22 protein-coding genes and 1 pseudogene are annotated in these 19978 nt (G+C 67.9%); 22 read left to right on the top strand and 1 reads right to left on the bottom strand.

Translation table 11 applies throughout. From position 1 onward, the window contains the following. Positions 1–259 precede the first annotated feature (259 nt). Complete coding sequence (locus ABDW61_RS09740) at positions 260–775, top strand: hypothetical protein (protein WP_343638262.1); 516 nt, start codon at positions 260–262, stop codon at positions 773–775. 19 nt (positions 776–794) lie between these two features. Here ABDW61_RS09740 and ABDW61_RS09735 read toward each other — a convergent pair. After that, a pseudogene (locus ABDW61_RS09735) lies at positions 795–986 on the bottom strand (hypothetical protein); the annotation flags it as partial. A gap of 316 nt (positions 987–1302) precedes the next feature. Between ABDW61_RS09735 and ABDW61_RS09730 the strand changes: the two are divergent. From ABDW61_RS09730 to ABDW61_RS09630, 21 genes are all read left to right on the top strand, one after another. After that, positions 1303–1569: a flagellar biosynthetic protein FliQ gene (locus ABDW61_RS09730; RefSeq protein ID WP_343638261.1), complete on the top strand. Its 267-nt coding sequence runs from the start codon at positions 1303–1305 to the stop codon at positions 1567–1569. A gap of 9 nt (positions 1570–1578) precedes the next feature. Then, complete coding sequence (locus ABDW61_RS09725) at positions 1579–2361, top strand: flagellar biosynthetic protein FliR (RefSeq protein ID WP_343638260.1); 783 nt, start codon at positions 1579–1581, stop codon at positions 2359–2361. Continuing rightward, complete coding sequence (locus ABDW61_RS09720) at positions 2361–3476, top strand: EscU/YscU/HrcU family type III secretion system export apparatus switch protein (RefSeq protein WP_343638259.1); 1116 nt, start codon at positions 2361–2363, stop codon at positions 3474–3476. The genes ABDW61_RS09725 and ABDW61_RS09720 overlap by 1 nt, the downstream gene beginning before the upstream one ends. Beyond that, positions 3473–5563, top strand: a complete 2091-nt coding sequence (locus ABDW61_RS09715) for a flagellar biosynthesis protein FlhA (protein WP_343638258.1) — start codon at positions 3473–3475, stop codon at positions 5561–5563. The genes ABDW61_RS09720 and ABDW61_RS09715 overlap by 4 nt, the downstream gene beginning before the upstream one ends. A gap of 121 nt (positions 5564–5684) precedes the next feature. After that, complete coding sequence (locus tag ABDW61_RS09710; RefSeq protein ID WP_343638257.1) at positions 5685–6422, top strand: flagellar hook-basal body protein; 738 nt, start codon at positions 5685–5687, stop codon at positions 6420–6422. Positions 6423–6453: 31 nt separating this feature from the next. Next, on the top strand, positions 6454–7227 hold the full coding sequence (locus ABDW61_RS09705; RefSeq protein ID WP_343638256.1) for a flagellar hook-basal body complex protein: 774 nt from the start codon (positions 6454–6456) through the stop codon (positions 7225–7227). Between the two features lie 604 nt (positions 7228–7831). Further along, complete coding sequence (gene flgA, locus ABDW61_RS09700; RefSeq protein ID WP_343638255.1) at positions 7832–8398, top strand: flagellar basal body P-ring formation chaperone FlgA; 567 nt, start codon at positions 7832–7834, stop codon at positions 8396–8398. 59 nt (positions 8399–8457) lie between these two features. After that, complete coding sequence (locus ABDW61_RS09695) at positions 8458–9021, top strand: flagellar basal body L-ring protein FlgH (RefSeq protein ID WP_343638254.1); 564 nt, start codon at positions 8458–8460, stop codon at positions 9019–9021. Positions 9022–9032: 11 nt separating this feature from the next. After that, positions 9033–10241 (top strand): flagellar basal body P-ring protein FlgI, encoded by a 1209-nt coding sequence (locus ABDW61_RS09690; protein WP_343638253.1) that lies wholly within the window; start codon positions 9033–9035, stop codon positions 10239–10241. 44 nt (positions 10242–10285) lie between these two features. Next, positions 10286–10630 (top strand): flagellar basal body protein, encoded by a 345-nt coding sequence (locus ABDW61_RS09685; RefSeq protein ID WP_343638252.1) that lies wholly within the window; start codon positions 10286–10288, stop codon positions 10628–10630. Between the two features lie 64 nt (positions 10631–10694). Continuing rightward, positions 10695–11132 carry a flagellar basal body rod C-terminal domain-containing protein gene (locus ABDW61_RS09680; protein ID WP_343638251.1) on the top strand — a complete coding sequence of 146 codons (438 nt, stop codon included), beginning with the start codon at positions 10695–10697 and terminating at the stop codon, positions 11130–11132. Between the two features lies 1 nt (position 11133). Next, a complete protein-coding gene (fliE, locus tag ABDW61_RS09675; protein WP_343638250.1) occupies positions 11134–11502 on the top strand; it encodes a flagellar hook-basal body complex protein FliE in 369 nt (122 codons plus the stop codon). 145 nt (positions 11503–11647) lie between these two features. Next, a complete protein-coding gene (gene fliF, locus ABDW61_RS09670) occupies positions 11648–13156 on the top strand; it encodes a flagellar basal-body MS-ring/collar protein FliF (RefSeq protein WP_343638249.1) in 1509 nt (502 codons plus the stop codon). Next, the gene (locus tag ABDW61_RS09665; protein WP_343638248.1) at positions 13153–13911 is read left to right on the top strand and encodes a hypothetical protein; all 759 of its coding nucleotides are present in this window, start codon (positions 13153–13155) and stop codon (positions 13909–13911) included. Before fliF ends, ABDW61_RS09665 begins: the two co-directional genes overlap by 4 nt. Continuing rightward, positions 13908–14723 (top strand): FliH/SctL family protein, encoded by an 816-nt coding sequence (locus ABDW61_RS09660; RefSeq protein WP_343638247.1) that lies wholly within the window; start codon positions 13908–13910, stop codon positions 14721–14723. Before ABDW61_RS09665 ends, ABDW61_RS09660 begins: the two co-directional genes overlap by 4 nt. Then, positions 14720–16051 (top strand): FliI/YscN family ATPase, encoded by a 1332-nt coding sequence (locus ABDW61_RS09655; protein ID WP_343638246.1) that lies wholly within the window; start codon positions 14720–14722, stop codon positions 16049–16051. Before ABDW61_RS09660 ends, ABDW61_RS09655 begins: the two co-directional genes overlap by 4 nt. Beyond that, a complete protein-coding gene (locus tag ABDW61_RS09650) occupies positions 16048–16539 on the top strand; it encodes a hypothetical protein (RefSeq protein WP_343638245.1) in 492 nt (163 codons plus the stop codon). The genes ABDW61_RS09655 and ABDW61_RS09650 overlap by 4 nt, the downstream gene beginning before the upstream one ends. Continuing rightward, entirely contained in the window at positions 16526–17461 is a 936-nt protein-coding gene (locus ABDW61_RS09645; protein WP_343638244.1) for a hypothetical protein, read from the top strand. Before ABDW61_RS09650 ends, ABDW61_RS09645 begins: the two co-directional genes overlap by 14 nt. Before the next feature lies 1 nt (position 17462). Continuing rightward, positions 17463–17876, top strand: coding sequence for a flagellar hook capping FlgD N-terminal domain-containing protein (locus tag ABDW61_RS09640; protein ID WP_343638243.1), 414 nt, complete (start codon positions 17463–17465; stop codon positions 17874–17876). A gap of 15 nt (positions 17877–17891) precedes the next feature. Next, positions 17892–19073, top strand: a complete 1182-nt coding sequence (locus tag ABDW61_RS09635) for a flagellar hook-basal body complex protein (RefSeq protein ID WP_343638242.1) — start codon at positions 17892–17894, stop codon at positions 19071–19073. Next, complete coding sequence (locus ABDW61_RS09630; RefSeq protein WP_343638241.1) at positions 19070–19948, top strand: FliM/FliN family flagellar motor C-terminal domain-containing protein; 879 nt, start codon at positions 19070–19072, stop codon at positions 19946–19948. The genes ABDW61_RS09635 and ABDW61_RS09630 overlap by 4 nt, the downstream gene beginning before the upstream one ends. Positions 19949–19978: the final 30 nt, after the last annotated feature.

The following is a 19978-nucleotide window of genomic DNA, read 5'->3' as shown; positions in this document are numbered from 1 at the left end:
GCGCCGAGTATCGCGAGCACCGCCTCCCTTGAACCCCGCCCCGGCGAACCCGCCGCCCGATGTCGTTATCGAGTTCTCGAATTGCCTCAGCTCGAAGACCTCCGCGAGCGAAAGACCTGCCCCCACGCGCCGCCGCCCGTCCCGCCGCGGCGAGGCCTCGGTCTAGGGATTCAGCGCGCAAGACCCCCCGTTTGAGAATCCATCGGCCCGGCTCGGCTGCATCGCCGCGCCGGGCTCGCCATTCATCAAGGGAGCAACCGTGACAGAACAGGAACTCATCGAACGCGAGGCCGCCGCCGCCTGGGCGCTCGCCGAATTCAACAGCCGGGCAGCGCTCGGCCAATCGCCCGACGTGGCGCGAGCGCGGCAACGGCTTCAACTCGAACAACGGCTCAAGTCACTCGAGGCGCAGCACCACCAGCGCGACCACGCCTACGGCGGCACCGTCCGGCTGACCTTCGCCGGCGTCTGGGGCGAGGTGATCGCTCGAATCAACTTCGCCAACGACGAGAAGTGGGAGTTCAGCGGCGAGTGCTGGGGAATCGGCGCGGGCACCGCCAGCGCGGCCGGCGGCGGACCGTGGGGCGAGGGCTTTCTCAGCCCCTATGAGGGCCAGGAGATGCGCTTCGAGATCTTCTCGGCGCAGTCCTCGGCAGGCATCGTCCAGATCTTCTGGTGGATCAAGGACCAACCCATCGTCGGCGCCTTCATCGGCCCCGCAGGCGGCCTCGGCGCGTTGGTGGCCGGCGGTTCAGGCCGCTGGCGCCGGGCTTGAAATCGCCGCGAGCTCGCCATCACGCCGCCAGCCGATGCTCGTAGTACGGCCGCTCGCGGTCGTCCAGGATGCGCTGCATCGCCGCCAGATCCCCCTTCGGGTCCAGCCAGGCGTCCAGGTGCTCCTCCTTCAGCGGGATCACGCAGCGGTCATGCCCGGTCGCCGCCACCTCGGGCGGCGGCTCGTCGGTGATCGCCGCGAAGGACTGCAGCGCCGGCACGTACCAGCCCGGATAGATCCGCGCATCCTGCTCCTGCAAGACGCGAGCACCTATGTGTTGATCCGCTCCCAACTACTCCCGGCTGCCGATGTCAACTGTTGTATGCCCCCCTGACCGGATGCCCAGCCCTTTTTCAGAGGAGATTCGGCGGTTCCGGTAGAGGGAACACGTTCCAGCCCTCACGTCCGTTATGTTTCCGAACTGAAAATCTGCTTAATATCCGTGACGCATCTTTCGGGCGGCTACGTACCGCCTTCATGTGACGAGGGGCCGACGATCGCTGTCGGTGGTAGTAGGGAGTGGATTCATGAGCGCCGATGTTGCGCTGCAGATGGTTTCGGATCTTCTGTGGACAGGGTTGTTGATTTGCCTGCCGGTGCTCGGCCTGACGATGCTTGTCGGGCTTCTCGTCAGCGTCTTCCAGGTGGTGACTCAGATCCAGGAAATGTCCCTGGCCTTCGTGCCCAAACTCGTCACCGCCGCCATCGCGCTCATCGTCTTCGGCCCTTGGATCCTCAAGCGGCTCGCTGGCTACATGACCCAGCTCTGGTCCGGCATCCCTTCGATGTTCTGAAGGCGGTCCGTGATCGAGCTCTCCACCCTCGTCGCCGGAGCCACCGGTGAGGCCGGCCTCGCCGTGCTGCTCACGCTCGCCCGGCTGAGCGGACTGCTCCTGGTCGTTTCCCCCATCGGTGCGGCCCTCCCCACCACCCTCCGGGTGGCTCTCTGCCTCGTACTCGCCTTCTGCCTCGCCCGCGCGCCTGTTCCTGGTGCCGCACAGCTCCTTGCCGATCCCTGGCGCCTCGCCGGTGCCGGTATCTCCGAGTTCGGCCTTGGTGCCGTTCTCTCGCTTGGCCTCAATCTCAGCTTCGCTGTCTTCACCACGGCCGGCCGACTGCTCGACATCCAGGTCGGCTTCGGCATCGGCCAAGTCCTCGACCCCGTCAGCCGCCAGCAGATGCCGATCCTCACAGGCATCTTCAGACAACTGGCTCTCGTCGCCTTCTTTTCCGGCACGGCCTTCGCCAGCTTCCTGATCGGCTTCTCCCGAGGCCTGGATCTCGTCCCCGTCGGACAAGCTTGGCTCCCCGGTGCCGCCGTCAGCGCTGCGATCACCGCCTTCGGCGGCATGTTTTCTCTCGGCTTTGCGCTGGCCGCGCCGGTGGTGATCGTGCTCATGCTGATCGAGTTTGCTCTCGGTGTCGTCGCGCGCAACCTGCCGCAGATGAACATGTTCGCGCTTGGCATTCCGCTCAAGGTTGTCGCAGGCACCTCTGCGCTCGCCCTCTGGATTGGAAGTGCCGATGCCCTCGTCGCCCGCGCCTTTCAGCTTGGCTTCGACGTTTGGTCCGGGGTGCTGCGCTGATGGCCGAGCAGGATCTCGATCGGAACCAGCCCGCGACCCAGCACAAGCTCGAGGACGCGCGCAAGAAGGGTCAAGTCGCGAAGAGTTCCGACCTGGTGTCCGCGCTTGTCTTCGGCGCGGCGATGCTGTACTTCCACGCTGGTGGATTCCGGGCGATGACGGAGCAGTTCCGCTTCGACCGACTGCTGTTGACCACGGCCACGCGCGCGGGCCGGGCCGACCCCGTCTACTGGCCTGCCGTTGCCGAGGCTGCCCGCCACGGCGCCGCGCTGCTGCTGCCGGTGCTGTTGCTGATCATGGTCGCGGCGATGCTCGCCAACCTTGTACAGGTGGGGGCCGTCTGGAGCACCACGCCCGTCAAACCGGACTGGCAACGCCTGAACCCGGTCTCTGGTTTCAAGCGCGTCTTCTCGATGCGCATGCTGTTTGAAACTTTCCGTGCGCTCGTGAAGCTTGCGGTGATGTCGATCGTCGTCTACTTCGCACTGCAAGCGCTGATCCCGCAGTTCCATGAGATCGCCGGACTTTCCGGTCTGGGCTTCCTGAAGATGCTCCACACCGACCTCGCCTCCGTGGGCTGGAAGCTCGCGCTGACGATGTTCGTCGTTGCACTGCTGGACCTCGGCTACACGCGCCGTGAGTTCGCAAAGAAGATGCGCATGAGCCATCGTGAGCTCAAGGACGAGCACAAGAACCGCGAAGGCGATCCTCGCATCCGCCGCCGCATCCGCGAGCTGCAACGCGAACTGCTGCAGCGCAGTGCCTCGATCTCGCGCACGCGCGACGCGTCGGTGGTGCTCACCAACCCGACGCACTACGCGGTCGCGCTGCGCTACGAGCACGGTCAGATGGCCGCACCGGTGCTGGTGGCCAAGGGCGCGGGCGTCGTCGCCAGGGCGATGCGCGCCATCGCCGCGCGACACGGCATACCTGTCGTCGCGTCACCCACGCTTGCTCGCGCGCTGCACGCCGGGATGCGCCCCGATCAGGCAGTGCCCGCCGAACATTACGCCGCGGTCGCCAAGATCATGATCTGGGTCATCAACGCCCGCCGGGCTCGCGCGGCCGCTGCTGCCTCACCGCCGTCGCCAACGATTCAGGGAGCCCGCACGTGAGCGCCGCCACCCCCGGCGGTCGGTTCGGCCAACACAGCGACTTGGCGCTCGTCGCGCTGGTCTCGGGCATCCTGATCGTGCTGTTCGCGCCAATCCCGTCGGCGCTGCTTGACGTACTGATCCTGGGCAACCTCGGCTTCGCGTTCCTGATCCTTCTGCTGACCTTTTACATGCAGCGTCCGGTCGAGTTCTCGACCTTCCCCTCGCTGCTGCTGATCGCCACGTTGTTCCGGTTGTCGCTCAACGTTGCCGCTACCCGGCTGATCCTGTCGGACGCCGACGCCGGTCGCGTCATCGCGGCCATCGGCTCGTATGTCGTGGGGGGCAATTACGTCATCGGGCTGATCGTCTTCTTCATCCTGATCGTCGTGCAGTACGTCGTCGTGACCAGCGGCGCTCAGCGCGTGTCCGAGGTCGCGGCCCGCTTCACGCTGGACAGCATGCCGGGTCAGCAGATGAGCATCGATGCTGACCTGAACATGGGTTTCATCGACCAGACCGAAGCCCAGCGCCGTCGCAAGAACCTCGAACGCGAAGCCGCGTTCTACGGCTCGATGGATGGCGCCAGCAAGTTCGTCAAGGGCGACGCCGTCGCCGGCATCATCATCCTGCTGATCAACATCGTCGGCGGCATGATCGTCGGCGTCATGCAGATGGGCATGTCCTGGCCCCAGGCGCTGCAGACCTATACGCTGTTGACCATCGGCGACGGCATTGTCACGCAGGTCCCCGCGTTGGTCATCGCCGTGGGCACCGGCATCATCGTCACGCGCTCGGCCTCCGATACCAACCTGAGCGTGGAGGTCTTCCGCCAGATTGGATCGCATCCAAAGGCGCTGCTGCTGGTGGCCATCACGCTCTTCCTGATGCTGTTGCTGCCCGGCATCCCGGCGACGCCGCTGGTGGTGCTAGCTGTGATCCTCGCCGTGGCCGCCTGGTTCTCGCGCCGAGCCAAGCATCGCACTGCGCCGGCTGCCGGTGACGTCGATCGCTCCGGCGCTGCGGCAGCGGAGTCGGTGAGCGCTGGGTTCAACGGCGACGCCTATACCCAATTGGCCTTCGAACCGGTCGAGTTGCGCGTGGGCAGCCGCTGGTCGTCGCTCGCGAGCAAGGCCGCCGGCGCGCCGTTCCAGGAGCGCCTGGAGACCTTCCGCCGTCTGCATGCGCAGGAGTTCGGCCTGATTTTGCCGACCATCGCTGTACGCGACACCTGCCGCCGCGGTCCTGAGCATTACGAGATCCATGTCGACGGCGTGCTGGCCGGCCGCGGCGAGGCGCATGTCGATCGCTGGCTGGCCATCCATCCGGCCGGTGACACCCGCGGTGTGCCTGGCGAAGTAACGCGCGATCCCAGCTATGGCCTGCCCGCTGTCTGGATCGCGCCGCAGCACCGAGAGGCCGCGCAAGCAGCGCGCTACACGCTGGTGGATGCCGAGACCGTCGTGCTGACCCATGTCACCGAGGTGCTGCGCCGCGAGTCCTCGACGCTGCTCACGCGTGCCGAGACCGAGCGTCTGCTACAGCGCGTGCGGCAAGCGCAGCCGACGCTGGTCGAGGAACTCGTGCCGACGCTGCTATCTGTCAGCGACATCCAGCGCGTGCTGCAGGCATTGCTGCGCGAGAAGGTCAGCATCCGTAACCTCGAAGCCATCCTCGAGGCGCTGTCCGACGCCGCCCGCGTTGGAAAAGACACCGGCGCGCTTTGCGAGCGTGTGCGTCAGCGCCTGGGCGCGGCGATCTGCCAGGGGCTCGTCGGCGACGGCACTGCGCTGCAGGTGCTGACGCTCGATCCGCTCGTCGAAGGACAGCTGCTGGCCACGCTGCGCGGCGCGGACGGTGCGCCGCCATCGCTGGATCCGGCTCTGATGGAACGCCTGCTGGGCCGGCTGGCCACCGCCGCCGAACGGATGATGAAGAGCAACACGCTGCCGGTGCTGCTCTGCGCGCCCGATCTGCGCCGCCAACTGCGGTTGATGACCGAACGCGTGCTGCCGCACTTGCGTGTGCTATCCATGGCGGAGGTGCCGGGCACGATCGAGCTCAAGTCCTTTGCAGTGGTCGGCGCGCCGCCACAGGGTGCCGCATGACCATGAACGGAAGGCCGGTAGCCCTGATGACTTTCAGCTCAACTCCCTCTCGTCAGCGCGAGAGGAGTACGCCGCGACAGGCCGAATCAAGGTCAGGCCTCAGGCTCCCAGGAAGATGCCCATGAACGATCTGATGCTCACCACCCTATCGGCGATGCAGCGCGACGCGTACCGGCTCGAGCGCGTCGCCGCCAACATCGCCAACATGCTCACGCCTGGCTACAAGCGCGAGCAGGTCGTCGAGCAGTTGGAGCCTGCCAACGCGAGCTTCGGTCAGCAGGTAGCCGAGGGTGTCGCCGTGCCCGCCGTGGACGCGGTCACTGTTGACGCGCGGCGCGACCTCAAGCCTGGGCCGCTAACGCGCACCGGCCGTGCGCTAGACCTCGCACTCTCGGGCCCCGGCTTCTACGAAGTTCGCACCCCGCAGGGCCCAGCCTACACGCGCGCGGCCAGCTTCCGCATCGACGATCGAGGCGAACTGGTCGACGCAGCCGGCCATGCCGTCATGGGCGCGAACGGTGCGCTGACGCTCTCGCCGGGCGACGTGGAGGTCACCGCCGACGGTACTGTGAGACAGGAGGATCGCGTCGCCGGGCAACTGCGTGTGCTGGTTCCCGACACGGGCACCTCCATGCGAGCGATCGGTGGCGGACTCTTCGTCAGCGACGGCCGGCTCTCGGTCGCTGCCGAGGGAGCCGCAAGCGTGCGGCAGGGATTCACCGAGGGCTCCAACGTCGACACCGCGCAGGAGATGGTGCAGCTGATGGGCGCGGTGCGGCACTTCGAGTCGATGACCCGCGCCACGCAGATGTATGACGACATGATGGGTCTGGCCGTGCGCAAGCTCGCCGACTTGTGAATACCCGGAACGGATTGAAGGAACGCACGCCATGATCGAAGCCTTGCAGATCGCCGCAACCGGCATGCAGGCGCAGCAGCGCCAGGTCGAGACCATCTCCAACAACATGGCCAACATGGCCACGCCTGGATTCAAGCGCTCCAAGGTGAGCTTCGTCGACCTGGTGAGCCGCGGTGCGGAACCGCAGCCGGGCACCGACACGGTGGCGGTCCCGTCCTCCCGTGGCCTGGGGGTGTCGGTGAACGGAGTGTCGCTGGTCATGGACGCCGGAGACGTCCGCCGCAGCGACGATCCAGCCGATCTCATGATCGCCGGCGCCGGCTATCTCGAGGTGCTGCTGCCCGACGGCGGCACCGCCTTCAGCCGCGGCGGCCACTTTCGCATTGGCATCGACGGCCAGCTCACTACTGGCGAGGGCTACCCTCTCAAGGCTGCCCTGACGCTGCCAGCCGGCGCGAAGGACTTCATCGTGTCCAGCGATGGCACCATCGCCGCGCGCGATGCCCAGGGACGCGATCAGGTCGTCGGCCAGATGACGCTGGTGCGCTTCAATGACGAGGACGGTCTGGAAGCTCTCGGTGATCGCCTTTACCGCGCCACCGCACGCAGCGGCGAGCCGATCACAGGCCGTGCAGCGGAGCAGGGCTTTGGCGTGTTTCGGCAGGGATTCCAGGAGGCGTCGAACGTCAAGCTCGGCGATGAGGTCGTTGGCTTGATGCTGGCGCAGCGCGCCTACGAGGCCAACGCGAAGGTGTTGCAGGCCTCGGACGAGATGCTGGCGATGGTGAACAACCTGCGCAAGTGACTGGCGACGGAACGACCACGGCTTGACGATGACAGTCTCACGCACACTCCCACGCGCTGCCGCTGCCGCTGCCGCTGCCGCTGCCGCTGCCGCTGCCGCTGCCGCTGCCGCTGCCGCTGCCGCTGCCGCTGCCGCTGCCGCTGCCGCTGCCGCTGCCGCTGCCGCTGCCGCTGCCGCTGCCGCGCGCGCCGTGGTGGCCGCTGTGATCGCGAGTCGTGTTACGGCGTCCGTGGTGGGCGGTGCGACCCTGGCGGCTGCATTCGGCTGGTCCGGCGCTGCGAACGCCGACCCGGTGCGTACCCTGCGCCTTCGATCAGAGGTCGCGGTGGCACCCGTCTCTCGGACGGTCAGCGTCAATCAGCTGCTGGTGTCACCGGTCGACGGCGAGTGGGCCGCATGCGGCGACGCGGCGCGTGCCGTCGACGCGCGTACGGTGGCGCTTGGCCGCCTGTGGGTGGAAGGGCGCTTGCGTGAATGCGGCGCCATGCGCTGGCATTGGAGGGGCCCGCTGAGTGTGCGCTTGGCGTGGTCCGATGTGGCGCGGCATGCATCGCCACACGAGGCCGTCGCTGCGGCATTGGATCTCTATGCGAGAGAGGGTCGCATGCGGCCACAGCTCGACGACGCCGCCATCGCGTCGCTACCGCGCGGAGAAGCGGGATTCAGCTATCGCGCCTCGCTGCCGCCGGGGCAGGGGGGCGGTGTGCCGGCGCACGCGCTGCTGCGCCTGGAGACCTATCGTGACGGGCGGCTGGTGCGGAGCGAGGCCTGGGAGGCCCGGATGCATCGCATTGCCGAGGCCTGGATCGCCACGCGCACCTTGCAGGCCGGGGAACCGCTGTCGCCAGACGACTTCGAGCGACGCGCCGTCGACGTGGCCGGCTCGACCGAATCGATCGACGCGACTGCACCGTGGCCCGAGGGCTGGCGCGCGCGCGGCCGCATCGTCGCCGGCACGCCGCTGCTGCGCTCGCGCATGGCGCCAGTGCCGGAGGTGCGTGGCGGCGAGCGCGTCGTGGCCAGCGCTTCTGCGGGCCGCGTGACGCTGCAACTGGCGGCGACGGCGCTACAGGATGGACAGTCCGGTTCGTGGGTGCGCGTGCGCCTGCCGGGTCGGCGCGACACCGTGATGGCCCGCGTTGCGGCCGGCGGACAAGTGGAGGTGAAATGAAGAGTGACACGACACGAGCCGCGCCCATAAGGGCCGCCGGCCAAGCTTCGCGCGCTGCCTTGAGCGCGCTGCTATTGGTGCTGGCGACGATCGCCCCCGCCGCCGCGCAAAGTCTGTACGACGAGGCCAGTTATCGAGCGCTGACCTCCGACAACAAGGCCTTCCGGGTCGGAGACGTGCTCACGATCCAGGTCGTCGAGAACGCCAGCGCCGTGGCCAGCGCCGATTCGGGCAGCCATCGAAAGAACTCTGCCGGCTTCGAGCTGTCCCGCGAATCAAGCAACTTCCGCCGCGACGTTGGCGTCGCCACGACGGGTGACTTCGACGGCGGTGGCCGCACCTCGCGCGCGGGCAAGCTGGTGACGCAGATCTCGGTGACCGTGACCGAGGTGCTGCCTAACGGCGATCTGCGGATCAGCGGCGAGCAGTCGCTCGTCATCAACCAAGAGCGCCAGCAGATCCGCGTGACCGGACAAGTGCGGCCGCAAGACATCACCGACGGCAACGTCGTGCTCTCCAGCCGCATCGCCGACGCGACGATCAACTACGACGGCGCTGGAGCGCTCACGGACAGCCAGCGCGTGCCCTGGTGGCAGCGCGTGCGGTCGTGGTTTGGGTTGTGATGAGGCATGCAATGCGGAAGGTCGCGGGAAGCGTGATGGCGGGACTGACGTCGATCAACCGGCCGATGACCGCCGCGGGCGCTGTGGTCCGCGCTGGTCTGGCGGGGGCTCTCGGCACGCTGCTGCTGGGCGCCTCTGCGCTGGCGGCTACGCCCGGGGCCGTGCCATCCGCCGATGACGCGCTGCGCTTGAAGGACCTGGGCAAGGTACAGGGCTGGCGGGAGAACGCGCTGATCGGCCAAGGCCTGGTGACCGGCTTGGCGGGCACTGGCGACGGCCCAAGCAACCGCGCGACACGCCAGGCGCTGTCCAACGCGCTGTCGCAGTTCAGCCTGAGCGTTGCGCCCGAGCAGGTTCAGAGCCGCAACGTCGCCGCGGTGATGGTGACCGCCCAACTGCCGCCGTTCGCCAAGCCTGGCGACACGATCGATGTCACCGTGACCTCGATCGGCGACGCGCGCAGCCTGGTCGGCGGTACGCTGCTACTGACGCCGCTGAAAGCTCCCAACGGCCGTGTCTATGCGCTGTCGCAGGGCCCGTTGGCGGTGGGCGGGTACCGCTACGACGCCAACGGCAATGTCGTGCAGAAGAACCACCCCACCGTCGGCGCGATCCCCGGCGGTGCGACCGTCGAAGCCGGAGTGCCCGCGCAGGCCGCACGGGCAACCGTGACCTTTGTGCTCAGCGAGCCCGACTACACGACCTCGGCCCGCATGGCCGATGCCATCAACGCGCGCTTCGGCGCCGTACTGGCCGAGCCGCGCGACGCCGCTGGCGTGGAGATCCGCATCCCCGAGGCTTACCAGGCCCGCCCCGTGGCATTCCTTGCACAGGTCGAGAACGTCACCGTGCACCCAGACCGCCGCGCTCGCGTGGTGATCAATGAGCGCACCGGCACCGTGGTGGCTGGCGGCGACGTGCGAATCTCCGCTGTCGCGGTGTCGCATGGAGAGCTGCGCGTGTCGGTATCCGCGGAAACCTCCGTGTCTCAGCCACTGGTGATCGGCCGCCCCGGCGGCGGCGTGCGCACGGCGCTGGTGACGAACAGCCGGCTCGACGTCGGCGACAACGAACGTGCCGCCTACGTGACGGCCGACAACACCGTCGCGGATCTGGTGCAGGCGCTGACCCGCATGCGCATCGGCACCCGGGACGTGATCTCCGTGCTGCGCGCCGTCAAGGCAGCCGGGGCGCTGCACGCCGATCTGATCGTGCAGTGACGCATTCCAATCTCCCAACGCCCAGTTTCACAAGGCCCTCCGACATGCAGATCGAAGCTCTCACCACCGCGCTCGTTGGCGCCGCGCTCGACGCGGCCGAGCTGCGCCACCGTGTGATCGCGGCCAACATCGCCAACGCCGGCGCCGCCGGCTATGCGCGCCAGACAGTGAGTTTCGAGGCGCAGATGGACGCTCTGTCGACCACCGCCACGCCAGCTGCGCCTGAGGTCGTGCCAGCACTAGGCCCCGGTGGCGAACCGATGCCTGTCCGCCTGGACCAGGAGGCCGTCGACATGGCTGCCAACAGTCTGCAGTACCAAGCCCTGCTCAAGACCCTGGCGCGCCACTATGGCGTCCTGCACAGCGCAGTGACCGAGGGCAAACGCTAGGCGTCCGTGGCCATTCCCTGCACAAGAACACGGCACCCCCGACGACACCCAAAGGACAACATACATGGACATCCAGGCGAGCTTCGCGATCAGCGCCGCCGGCATGGATCTGGAGCGCCTGCGCTATGAGATCTCGGCTGCCAATCTGGCCAACGCCAACACTGTCAGCGGCAGCGCACGCGGGGGTTTCCAGCCGCTGCGAGTGACAGCCCTGGCGGCGTCGCAGGCGGCTGCGGGCGCTGGGTTCGACGCGCTGGTGCGCCAAGGCCTAAGCGGGCCGGCCTATCAGATCGAGCCCGTGGGGGCAGAGGCACGCGCGGTACAGGATCCCGGCCACCCGATGGCCGACGCCGCCGGCAAGGTGTATTTCCCCGCCGTCGATAACGCGGCCGAGATGATGGTGATGATGAGCGCATCGCGAGCCTACGAGGCCAATGTCGCCGCGCTCAACACCGGCCGAACCATGGCGCTGCGCGCGCTGGACATCGGCAACGGAGGCTGAAATGGCGCAGGCGATTCCCTTCATCGAGCCGGAAGCGGCGCTGTCCTCGCTGACCAAACTCCGCCCTGTGGCCTGGGCAGCGACGACTGCGGCGCAGGGTTTGGGCGCGAATGTCCCCGGTACTGCGGTGGCCACGGCGACGGTCGGCGGCGTCGATTTCAGCAAGCTCGTCAGCGACGGCCTGCAGGGCGTGCAGTCAGACTGGGCGCAAGCCCAGGCATCGATGCGTGCACTCGCAGAGGGCCAGCCGGTCAACCTGCATCAGGTCATGATGAAGATGGAAGAGAGCCGGATCTCGTTCCAGCTTTTCCTGCAGGTTCGCAACCGGTTGCTCGAGTCTTACCAGGACGTGATGCGCATGCAGGTGTGAGGCAGAGCGGCGCCCCGTCGAGCCTGAGGCGCCGCTGACAGGATGGACAGGACAAGGGCTGTGGCCGCCGGAGAGACGGATCGACGGTGCAGCATGCGGACCGGCCGCGAGAAGTGCCGGCCGCCAGGAAAGATCGAGGGACGAGATGCGGGAGTTATGGAACAAGCTGGACGGTCGGCGCCGCGCTGGACTGACTGTTGGCGCGCTGTTCATCGTGCTGGCGGTGCTTGCTGCGGGTGTGGTGTTGCTCAAGCCGGAGCGCGAGGTGCTTTTCAACGCGCTGGCGCCGCAGGATGCCGCCGCGATGACGGCCGAGCTCGAAAAGATGAAGGTGCCTTACCAGGTCTCCGAGGATGGCCAGGCCATCCTGGTCGACAAGGCGCAGGTGCACAAGCTGCGCATGAAGCTGATGGCGCGCGACTTGCCGCTGCATGGCGCGGTGGGCTTCGAACTGTTCAATACGAACGACTTCGGCATGACCGAGTTCGCCCAGAAGGTGAACTACCAGCGTGCGCTGCAGGGCGAGATCACCCGTACGATCCTGTCGCTGGAGGAAATTGAGTCAGCGCGCGTGCATCTGGTATTCGCCGAGGACGGATTGCTCAAGCGCGAGCCGCAGCGTGCGAAAGCCTCGGTCACCGTCGGCGTGCGCCATGGCCGTGCGCTCAAGGCCGATCAGGTCGCCGGCGTGCAGCGCCTCGTGGCTGCGGCCGTGCCTGGCATCGCTGTCGACGATGTCACCGTACTGAGCCAGCGTGGTGTCGTGCTGAGCCGCTCGGCGGGAGGGGCCGATGGTGATGGCGGCCGCGCGGAGCTGCAGCAGGACGTGGAACGTCAACTCGAGCGCAAGGTGGCGCAGGTGTTATCCCAGGCCTATGGGCCGGATCAGTTCGTCAGCAGCGTCTCCGTCACGTTGGATCTGGATCAGGTGCGCGTGACCTCCGAGGAGGTGCTCGGCGCAAGCGCCGGCGGCGAGGTACCTCAGGGTTCAGTCGTGCGTGAGCGTGAGACGCTGACAGAAGCTCCGGCTACCTCGGGCGGGCGCGATGGCACCCCGGCGCCGGGGCGCTCGACGCGAGACACCGAATATCAGCTGGGCAAGCGGATTGAGCAGGTCGTCAAGCGACCTGGCACCATTCAGCGCCTGCAGGTGTTGGCGGTGGTGCGTCAGCGGCTGGAGGCCGGACAGGTCGAACGACTGCGTGCGGCACTGTCGGCCGCAGTGGGCGCGGTGCCGGATCGAGGCGATGTCATCACGGTGCAGTCGCTGGACATGCTGGTTGCCGATCCGCGCGCCGCGACGCCAGCGGCTGTGCCAGGCCGTAGCGGTCTGCATGCGCCGTCAGCCGCCAGCACGGCCGATGACGACGCGACCGGCCGCTTCACGCCGCGCGACCCGGGCACCGCGACCGAGGCTGCGCCGTCCTCGGGACCGGAGACCCAGCGCGTTGTGCTGTGGGCGCTGGCCGGCTTGATCGTGCTGATGAGCGCGGTGCTGCTTGGACGAATGTCCTCTTCCCGTCGCGCGGGAGAGCCGCGTCCGTTGAATGAAGGCGAGCGTGAGCGTGTGCTGGCGCAACTGCGTCGATGGACAGACGGCCAAGAGCCGGCAGACAGCGACCCCATTCGGGGCGATGAAGGAATTGCCCGATGAGCGACGAGAGCTTCCAGTCGGCGCTCGCACAGATCGGCGACAGCGGTCTGCGTCATGCGGCCGCGCTGATTCACGCGCTGGCGCCTGCCGATCGCCGCTGGGCGATCGAGCAGTTGCCCGTTCATCGGCGCGAGGCCGTCGAAGCCCTGCTGGCCGAGTTGGTCGCGATGGGTCTTCCACGCGAGCGCGCGATCGTCGAAGCGGCGCTGCATCGGGACCCGGCGTGTGGCGCACAAGACGTCGCGGTGATCGCCGCGGGCAGCGGGACAGAGTCTGTCTCGATAGCGTCTCGGATCCTGAGCCGGACTCCGGATGCCTCGTCCACTGCATCGCTTGCTCTCATGCCGACATCAGATGGCACGACGGCTTTGCAGGCCGCCTGCGCGGCGATCGATCTTTGGGTGGCGGCACAGGGCGCGCCGGCGCTGGTGCGTTGCATCGCCGGTGAACCGGCGCCACTGATCGGGAGGCTCTTCGCGCTGAGGGACTGGTCGTGGCGCCCCGAGGCTTTGCGTCTTCTGCAACCGGCCTTGCGCGAGGACGTCGTGGAGGCGATGCGTCTGCGTGCCGGGGACGATGCCAGGCTGGCCGCCGCCGACGCGCGGCTGCTGGAACTGCTCGCGCAACGTTTAGCGACACTGCATCCAGTCCATGAGGCGCCAGCCTTGATCTTGGCGGGCTCGAGGCGCGCCAGCCAGTTCGGCATGTTGAGCCGCCTGCTGTCGCGCTGGCGGAGCAGGCGGGGCGCGGAATGAATCGCCGCAACGCTCGCCCTGACGCGCCGCAGGTCTTGAAGGGCCTGCGCGTGACGACGCTCGCGCGCGGCCTGCCGTACCACGAGCAGACCGAGCAGGAGCTTGCGCAGCCGCCGGCGGCAAAGTCAGCTGCAGTGCTGATGACCGCCGTGTCGGAAACGACGCTGGCGAATGCCCCGCCGATCCTGTCCGTGGCGTCAGCGACCGCGGCAGAAATGCAGGAGCAGCTCGCCGCTGCGCTCGCTGAGGCGGAGCGAGCCGGCTATCAGCAAGGGCTCGCGAACGGCCGCAAAGAGGCGCAGCAGGAGCTGGCGCGAGACCGCGAGGTACTTGAAGAGCAGGCGAAGGCGCAGGAAGCCGCCCGGCAGGCTTCGGCCGACGCCGCGCTCGTGGCGGTGGAGCTGGCATTGCGCACGCTGGACGACCAGCAGCGGCGGCACCGCGAGCTCGTGGCCGCACAAGCTGCTGGGCTGGCGTTCGAGGCCCTATGCCGCATCGTCGGCCGTGCCAGCGCAGTGCGTGAGACCCTGCTGCCGTTGATCGAGGCTGCCGTGGACCGCTGGGCCGGCGCACCGCTTCCGAGGCTCAGGTTGTCTCCAGACGATCTGGCCGCCCTGAAGGCCACTGTGCCGGGGGAGCGCCTGCAGTCGCTGCTCGCACGCGTCGAGGCGGTCGCAGACCGCGCTGTGCCGCCGATGGGCGCGCTGGTCGAGGACGAAGACGGCGGCCTCGACATTGGCCTGGATACACAGCTGCGCGCACTCGGTGAAGCTTGGACGCGTGCGCTCGCCGCGCGCGAGAACTCCGCATGAGCTCCATGGAGGCCTTGCTTGACGCGACGCGCCAAGCCACGCTGGAGCGGCCCTTCGGACGCCTGCGTGGCGTCAGCGGCCTGACAGTCACGACTGTGGGGCCTGGGCTGGCGATGGGCGACCTATGCGAAGTCCTCCATGAGGACGGCCGCGTGCAGGCGCTGGCCGAGGTGGTCGCAGTACGCGGCCAAGACCTGACGCTGATGCCGTTTGGCGACGCGCACGGAATGCAGGCCGGCGCGCGCGTGCGCGCTGCGCCGCGCCGCAACGTCGCCGAGTTCGGTCCGGCGCTGCTTGGCCGCGTGATCGATGGACTCGGCGAGCCGCTGGATGGTTTCGCGGCGCCGCGGGGACGTGCCGGGCGTCCGCTGCGCGCGCCTGCGCCGGACGCGTTGACGCGGCCGCGGATCGAGCGGCCACTGGAGACCGGTGTACGGGCGCTCGACGCGATGTTGCCGCTTGGGCACGGACAGCGGGTCGGCATCTTCGCCGGTAGCGGCGTCGGAAAGAGCACGCTGCTGGGCATGATGGCGCGACACGCGCGTGCCGATTACAACGTGATCGCCTTGATTGGTGAACGAGGCCGCGAGGTGCGGGAGTTCATCGAGGACCAGCTTGGCCAGGAAGGGCTGGCACGCAGCGTCGTCGTCGTCGCCACGTCCGACCAGCCGGCGCCGATGCGCGTGCGAGCCGCCTATCTGGCGGTCTCCATCGCGGAAGGTCTGCGCCATCAGGGCGCTGACGTGCTGCTGACGATGGACTCAATCACCCGGCTGGCAATGGCGCGGCGCGAGATCGGCCTGTCTGCTGGCGAGCCGCCTACCGCGCGTGGCTACACGCCGTCAGTGTTCAGTGAGCTTCCCGCGCTGTGCGAGCGCCTTGGCACGCTCGGTGGCGGAGGATCCATTACCGGGCTGCTGACCGTGCTGGTAGAGGGGGACGACTTCAACGAGCCGATCTCCGACTGTCTGCGGGCGACACTGGACGGGCACATCGTGCTGACCCGCGAACTGGCCCACCAGGGCCACTACCCTGCGATCGACGTGCTCAAAAGCAGCAGCCGGCTGCTTGGCGATCTGCTGAACGACGGTGAGCAGCGCCTGGTACACCGGGTGCGGGCCGGCATGGCGCTGCTGTCGCGCAACCGACCGATGATGGAGATCGGCGCCTACGAGAAGGGCAGTCATGCGGCGCTGGACCGTGCGATTGCCGCCGAGCCGGCATTGCAGCGTTTTCTGCGCCAGGAAAGTGAGCCGTCGTCGCGCGAAGAGGCGCTACAGCTGCTGGCCGATCTGGCCAAAGCCTTCGGGCCGGAGGACGCGGCATGACGGTCGACCTACGGAGCTTCTCCCATCCGGCCTCGCGCTTGCGCGAGCGGGCTGAGTGGCGACTGGCCCGCGCCGAACGAGCGCTGGCCATCGCCCAAACGGCGCTTGACGAGGCGCAGGTCGGGGTGGACATGGCGGCAGCAATGATCGATGCGACGGTGCGCGCGATGTCCGCGGAGCAATTGCGAGGGCAGGGTGGCCAGGTCCACGCCTTGTACGCCAATCGTGTCGTGCAGCTCCTTGCCGAACGCAAGGTTCGCGAGACAGCGCGTGACCAGCAGCGCGAGGCGCGCGACGAGCACGAGCGGCGCTGCATCGAACTGCGTCAGGAGATCCGGGGGCTGGAGCATGTGCACGCCCGCGCGCTGGAGAGCTACGCCGCTGGCCAGACCCAGTTGCACTGGCGCGCCTTGGACGATCAAGTGATGACCCGGGCGCAGTGGTTGGCCGCGCGCGCGGGGCAGGAGGGCGACGATGCGGATCGATGAACCGGTGCCTATGCGCACTGCGGTCCACAGCGCTCGCCACGAGGCTGAGCACCTGGTCGGTGACGAGCCGGCGGTCCAAGCGTGGCTGTTGGAGATCGAGCGCGCGCAGCGCGACGCCTGGCACTGCGAGGCCACCGCGCCGCAGAGCCTCGATCCAACCGTCGCCGGTGCCCACAGCGCCGCCGTCGCGCCGGCGACCGGGCCTACTGCCGAGGTGTTGGCGGTCCGCCGCACTGGTGCCGGCGAACGGCCGGTGAGGCCCTACGGCCTCCCTGAGCTTGAGCCGGTAGCTGGATCGACCACATCCACGGTGGCGCCACCGCGGAACGTCGCGACGGTGACGCGCATGAGCATGCCGTCGGCATCGTTGGCGAGCTGCATAGGCACCGACGTCGCCACGACCACGACGGTCGATGCGTTGCCGGCAGTGGAGGTTGATGCGGCGCTGCCTGCTCGCGCAGCCTTGCGCGGTATTGGGCCCACTGGTCGCCCCGATGATGCGGGCAAGGGCAGTGGCGACGGCGACGCTCCGGCGCCCGGTGCCGCTCGAGGTCGGGATGGCGCAGAAGCCGCGCCAGCCGCCAACGGGCGCCGCCCCTTGTCCGGCGCCGGCAGGGGTGAGTTCGTACCCGTGCGGCTTCATGTCGAGCGCGGTGCCGACGGCCTGCTTAACGCCTGGCTAGGCGTCGACCGCGGCGCCAGCGTCCAGGCGGCTGCGATCGTGGCCCACTGGCGCGAAGACGCGCGCCGCCGTGGCGACGTTATCGGCACCGTCCACGTCAACGGTCAGGCGATCGCCGGCGACGGCGGCGATCCGCGCGGCATGCCGTCCAAAACGGTTTCCTCGCTCGCGAAGGGCGACCGAACCAATCCGCCGGTGATTACCCCGGCCCTCATCGAATCCAACACAGGGAAGCATTGACATGGCCACCATCGGCGCGGTCTCCGGGACCGGTTCCGCACTTTCCGGCAACTCATCCATCGGGCTGCAGGACTTCCTCAAGATTCTGACCACGCAACTGAGCTTTCAGGATCCGCTCAAGCCCATGGACAACCAGCAGTTCATGGCCCAGATGGCGCAGTTCACGGCTTTGCAGCAGAGCCAGCAACTCAACACCAAGATGGACGCGCTGCTGAGTACCCAGGCCTCGTTGCAGTCCGTCGGCTTGATCGGTCGTACCGTAGACATCAACACCGGAACCGGCACGTTGTCGGGCACGGTGGTCGCGCTGTCTCTCTCGGGTTCACAGCCGAGCATCTCGGTCCGGGACAGCAACGGCATGGTCACCCCCAACCTGTCGCTCGATCAAATCACCGCCGTGCGCACCACCACCTGACCACGAGGAATCGTCATGCTCGACTCCATCTTCATCGGCATGTCCGGCTTGGATAGTTTCTCCAAGGGCATCAAGCTGATCGGCAACAACACGGCCAACATGAACACGCCGGGCTACAAAGGTTCCACGCTGCAGTTCGGCGATCTCATGTACAGCGGCCATGGCGCCGCTGGGGGCGAGGACGGGCGCACGGGCACCGGCGTGAATTCGTTCGGCACCTACCTCAACCTGAAGGCAGGCGAGCTGCGTCAGACCGAGAACGCGATGGACATGGCCGTCGACGGCGGCGGGCTTTTCGTGCTGCGCAATACCGACGGTGCGCTCCGTTACACGCGCGCCGGCCAGTTTGACTTCGACCTCGAGGGCCGCCTGATCAATCGCAACGACCAGTCTCGCGTGCAAGCGTTGAATGGCGAAGGTGGCCTGTCCGACGTCGTACTGGACAAGCTGCGGATCAGCCCGCCGGCGGCGAGCAAGCGCGTGGCCTTCCGCGGCAACCTGTCGAGCTCTGCAACCGATCAGACGATCTCCAGCGTCAATGTCCTGGACGCGCAGGGCGCCTCGCACTCGCTGACTGTGAAGCTCACCAGCCGGAGCCCGGACAAGATCGGCTACTGGAGGGTATCGGTACTCGACGGTGCTGTGGAGGTCGGTGCTGGCGAGATCGGTTTCAAGGACGGCGCTCCAATCACTGAGGCCTCCAAGGTCAGCATCACTTACACGCCCGCTGGGCAGGACACGGCCCTGCCACTGGTGCTGGACTTCAGCACCGAGGTGACGTCATTTGCCTCGGGCAACCTGTCGACGCTGGCCTTCGCCTCGCAGGACGGCTTCCAGGCGGGCACGCTGAGCAAGACCACGGTCGATGCGACCGGCACGCTGGTGCTGAGCTATTCCAACGGCCAGACCGCCAAAGGACAGACGCTCGCGCTGATGCGCTACGAATCACCGGACGCGGTGCTGCAAGCTGGAGACAACCAGTTTGAGGACGCCGGCCGCGGCGGCCTGCGGTTGGGACTGGCCCAGCAAAGTGGCTTCGGCGCGGTGCGCGCGGGCTTCATCGAGCTCTCCAACGTCGACCTGTCCAAGGAGTTCTCGGACCTGATCATCATGCAGCGGGGCTACCAAGCTTCGTCGCAGATCGTCTCCACGGCCAACGAGATGATCCAGCAGCTCTTCTCGATGAGGGGCAAATGAGCGCCAGCGCCTGGGTGCGGCCGTCAGCCGCCTCGCCATTGCTGCGGTACTCGGCCGCGCAGCGCGATGCGCTCGTGCAGCGTCTGCTGCCATCGTGGCGCGCGTGGTGCGACGACTGGTCGCTCGCGCGCGCGGACCTTCGCGTCGAGCCGCTGGTGCAGGGCACGATGCGCGTGCGTCCGGCAGGCGGCTGGAGCGTCGTCGGCCGATTGGGCGCGGGCGGTGTGGTCCTGCGCGAGTCCGGCCGCGACGCGATGACGCGAGCGGCGATGGACCTGCCCGCTGCCGCAACCTGGACTGCGGACAGCCTGGCGGCTTCGTTTGCAGAATCGGTTGAGGCGTCGTGGCGCGCGTGGCGCGACGGCTGGCTGGGCTCGGTGGCGCCTGCCACCGGCGCGCCCATGGAAAACCATCCCGACCAGACGGTGCCCGCTGGCAACGAGGCGTCTGCACCCGACCTTGGCGAACTGGTTTTGATCTTTTCCTGCGTGCGTGCCGCCAACGGCTCGGACGCCGAACCCGTCGAGCGGATGCTACGCATCGCCGCGTCCTCACTGGTGGCACTGCTGCCTGCAGTGCGCGCAGGCGTTACTCCGGCGTCGACCGCGCATCCCGCGCTCTCCCCCTTGCCACGCGCAATCGCACATCTTCCAGTGCGCGTGCGCGTGAGCCTGGAACAGGCCTCGCTTCAAATGGGGCAACTCATCGAACTGCAGCCAGGCGACGTCATCCCGCTGGCCCATCCGCTCGCCCGGCCGGCTGCGTTGGACCTTGCCGGACCGAGCGGACATGCGCTCGCGGCGCGGGCCCGGCTCGGGCGCCGTGGCGCGCACTGGGCTGTACGCGTCGATCCGGCCCCACCTGCCGACTCCTGATTCCACACCTATGCCGACAGGCGCCGAGGC

This window comes from Roseateles sp., assembly GCF_039595595.1.
In the GTDB taxonomy this organism is placed as follows: domain Bacteria; phylum Pseudomonadota; class Gammaproteobacteria; order Burkholderiales; family Burkholderiaceae_C; genus Roseateles.
Note: the sequence above shows the minus strand (reverse complement) of the source record. Positions and strands in the feature narration are given on the sequence as shown.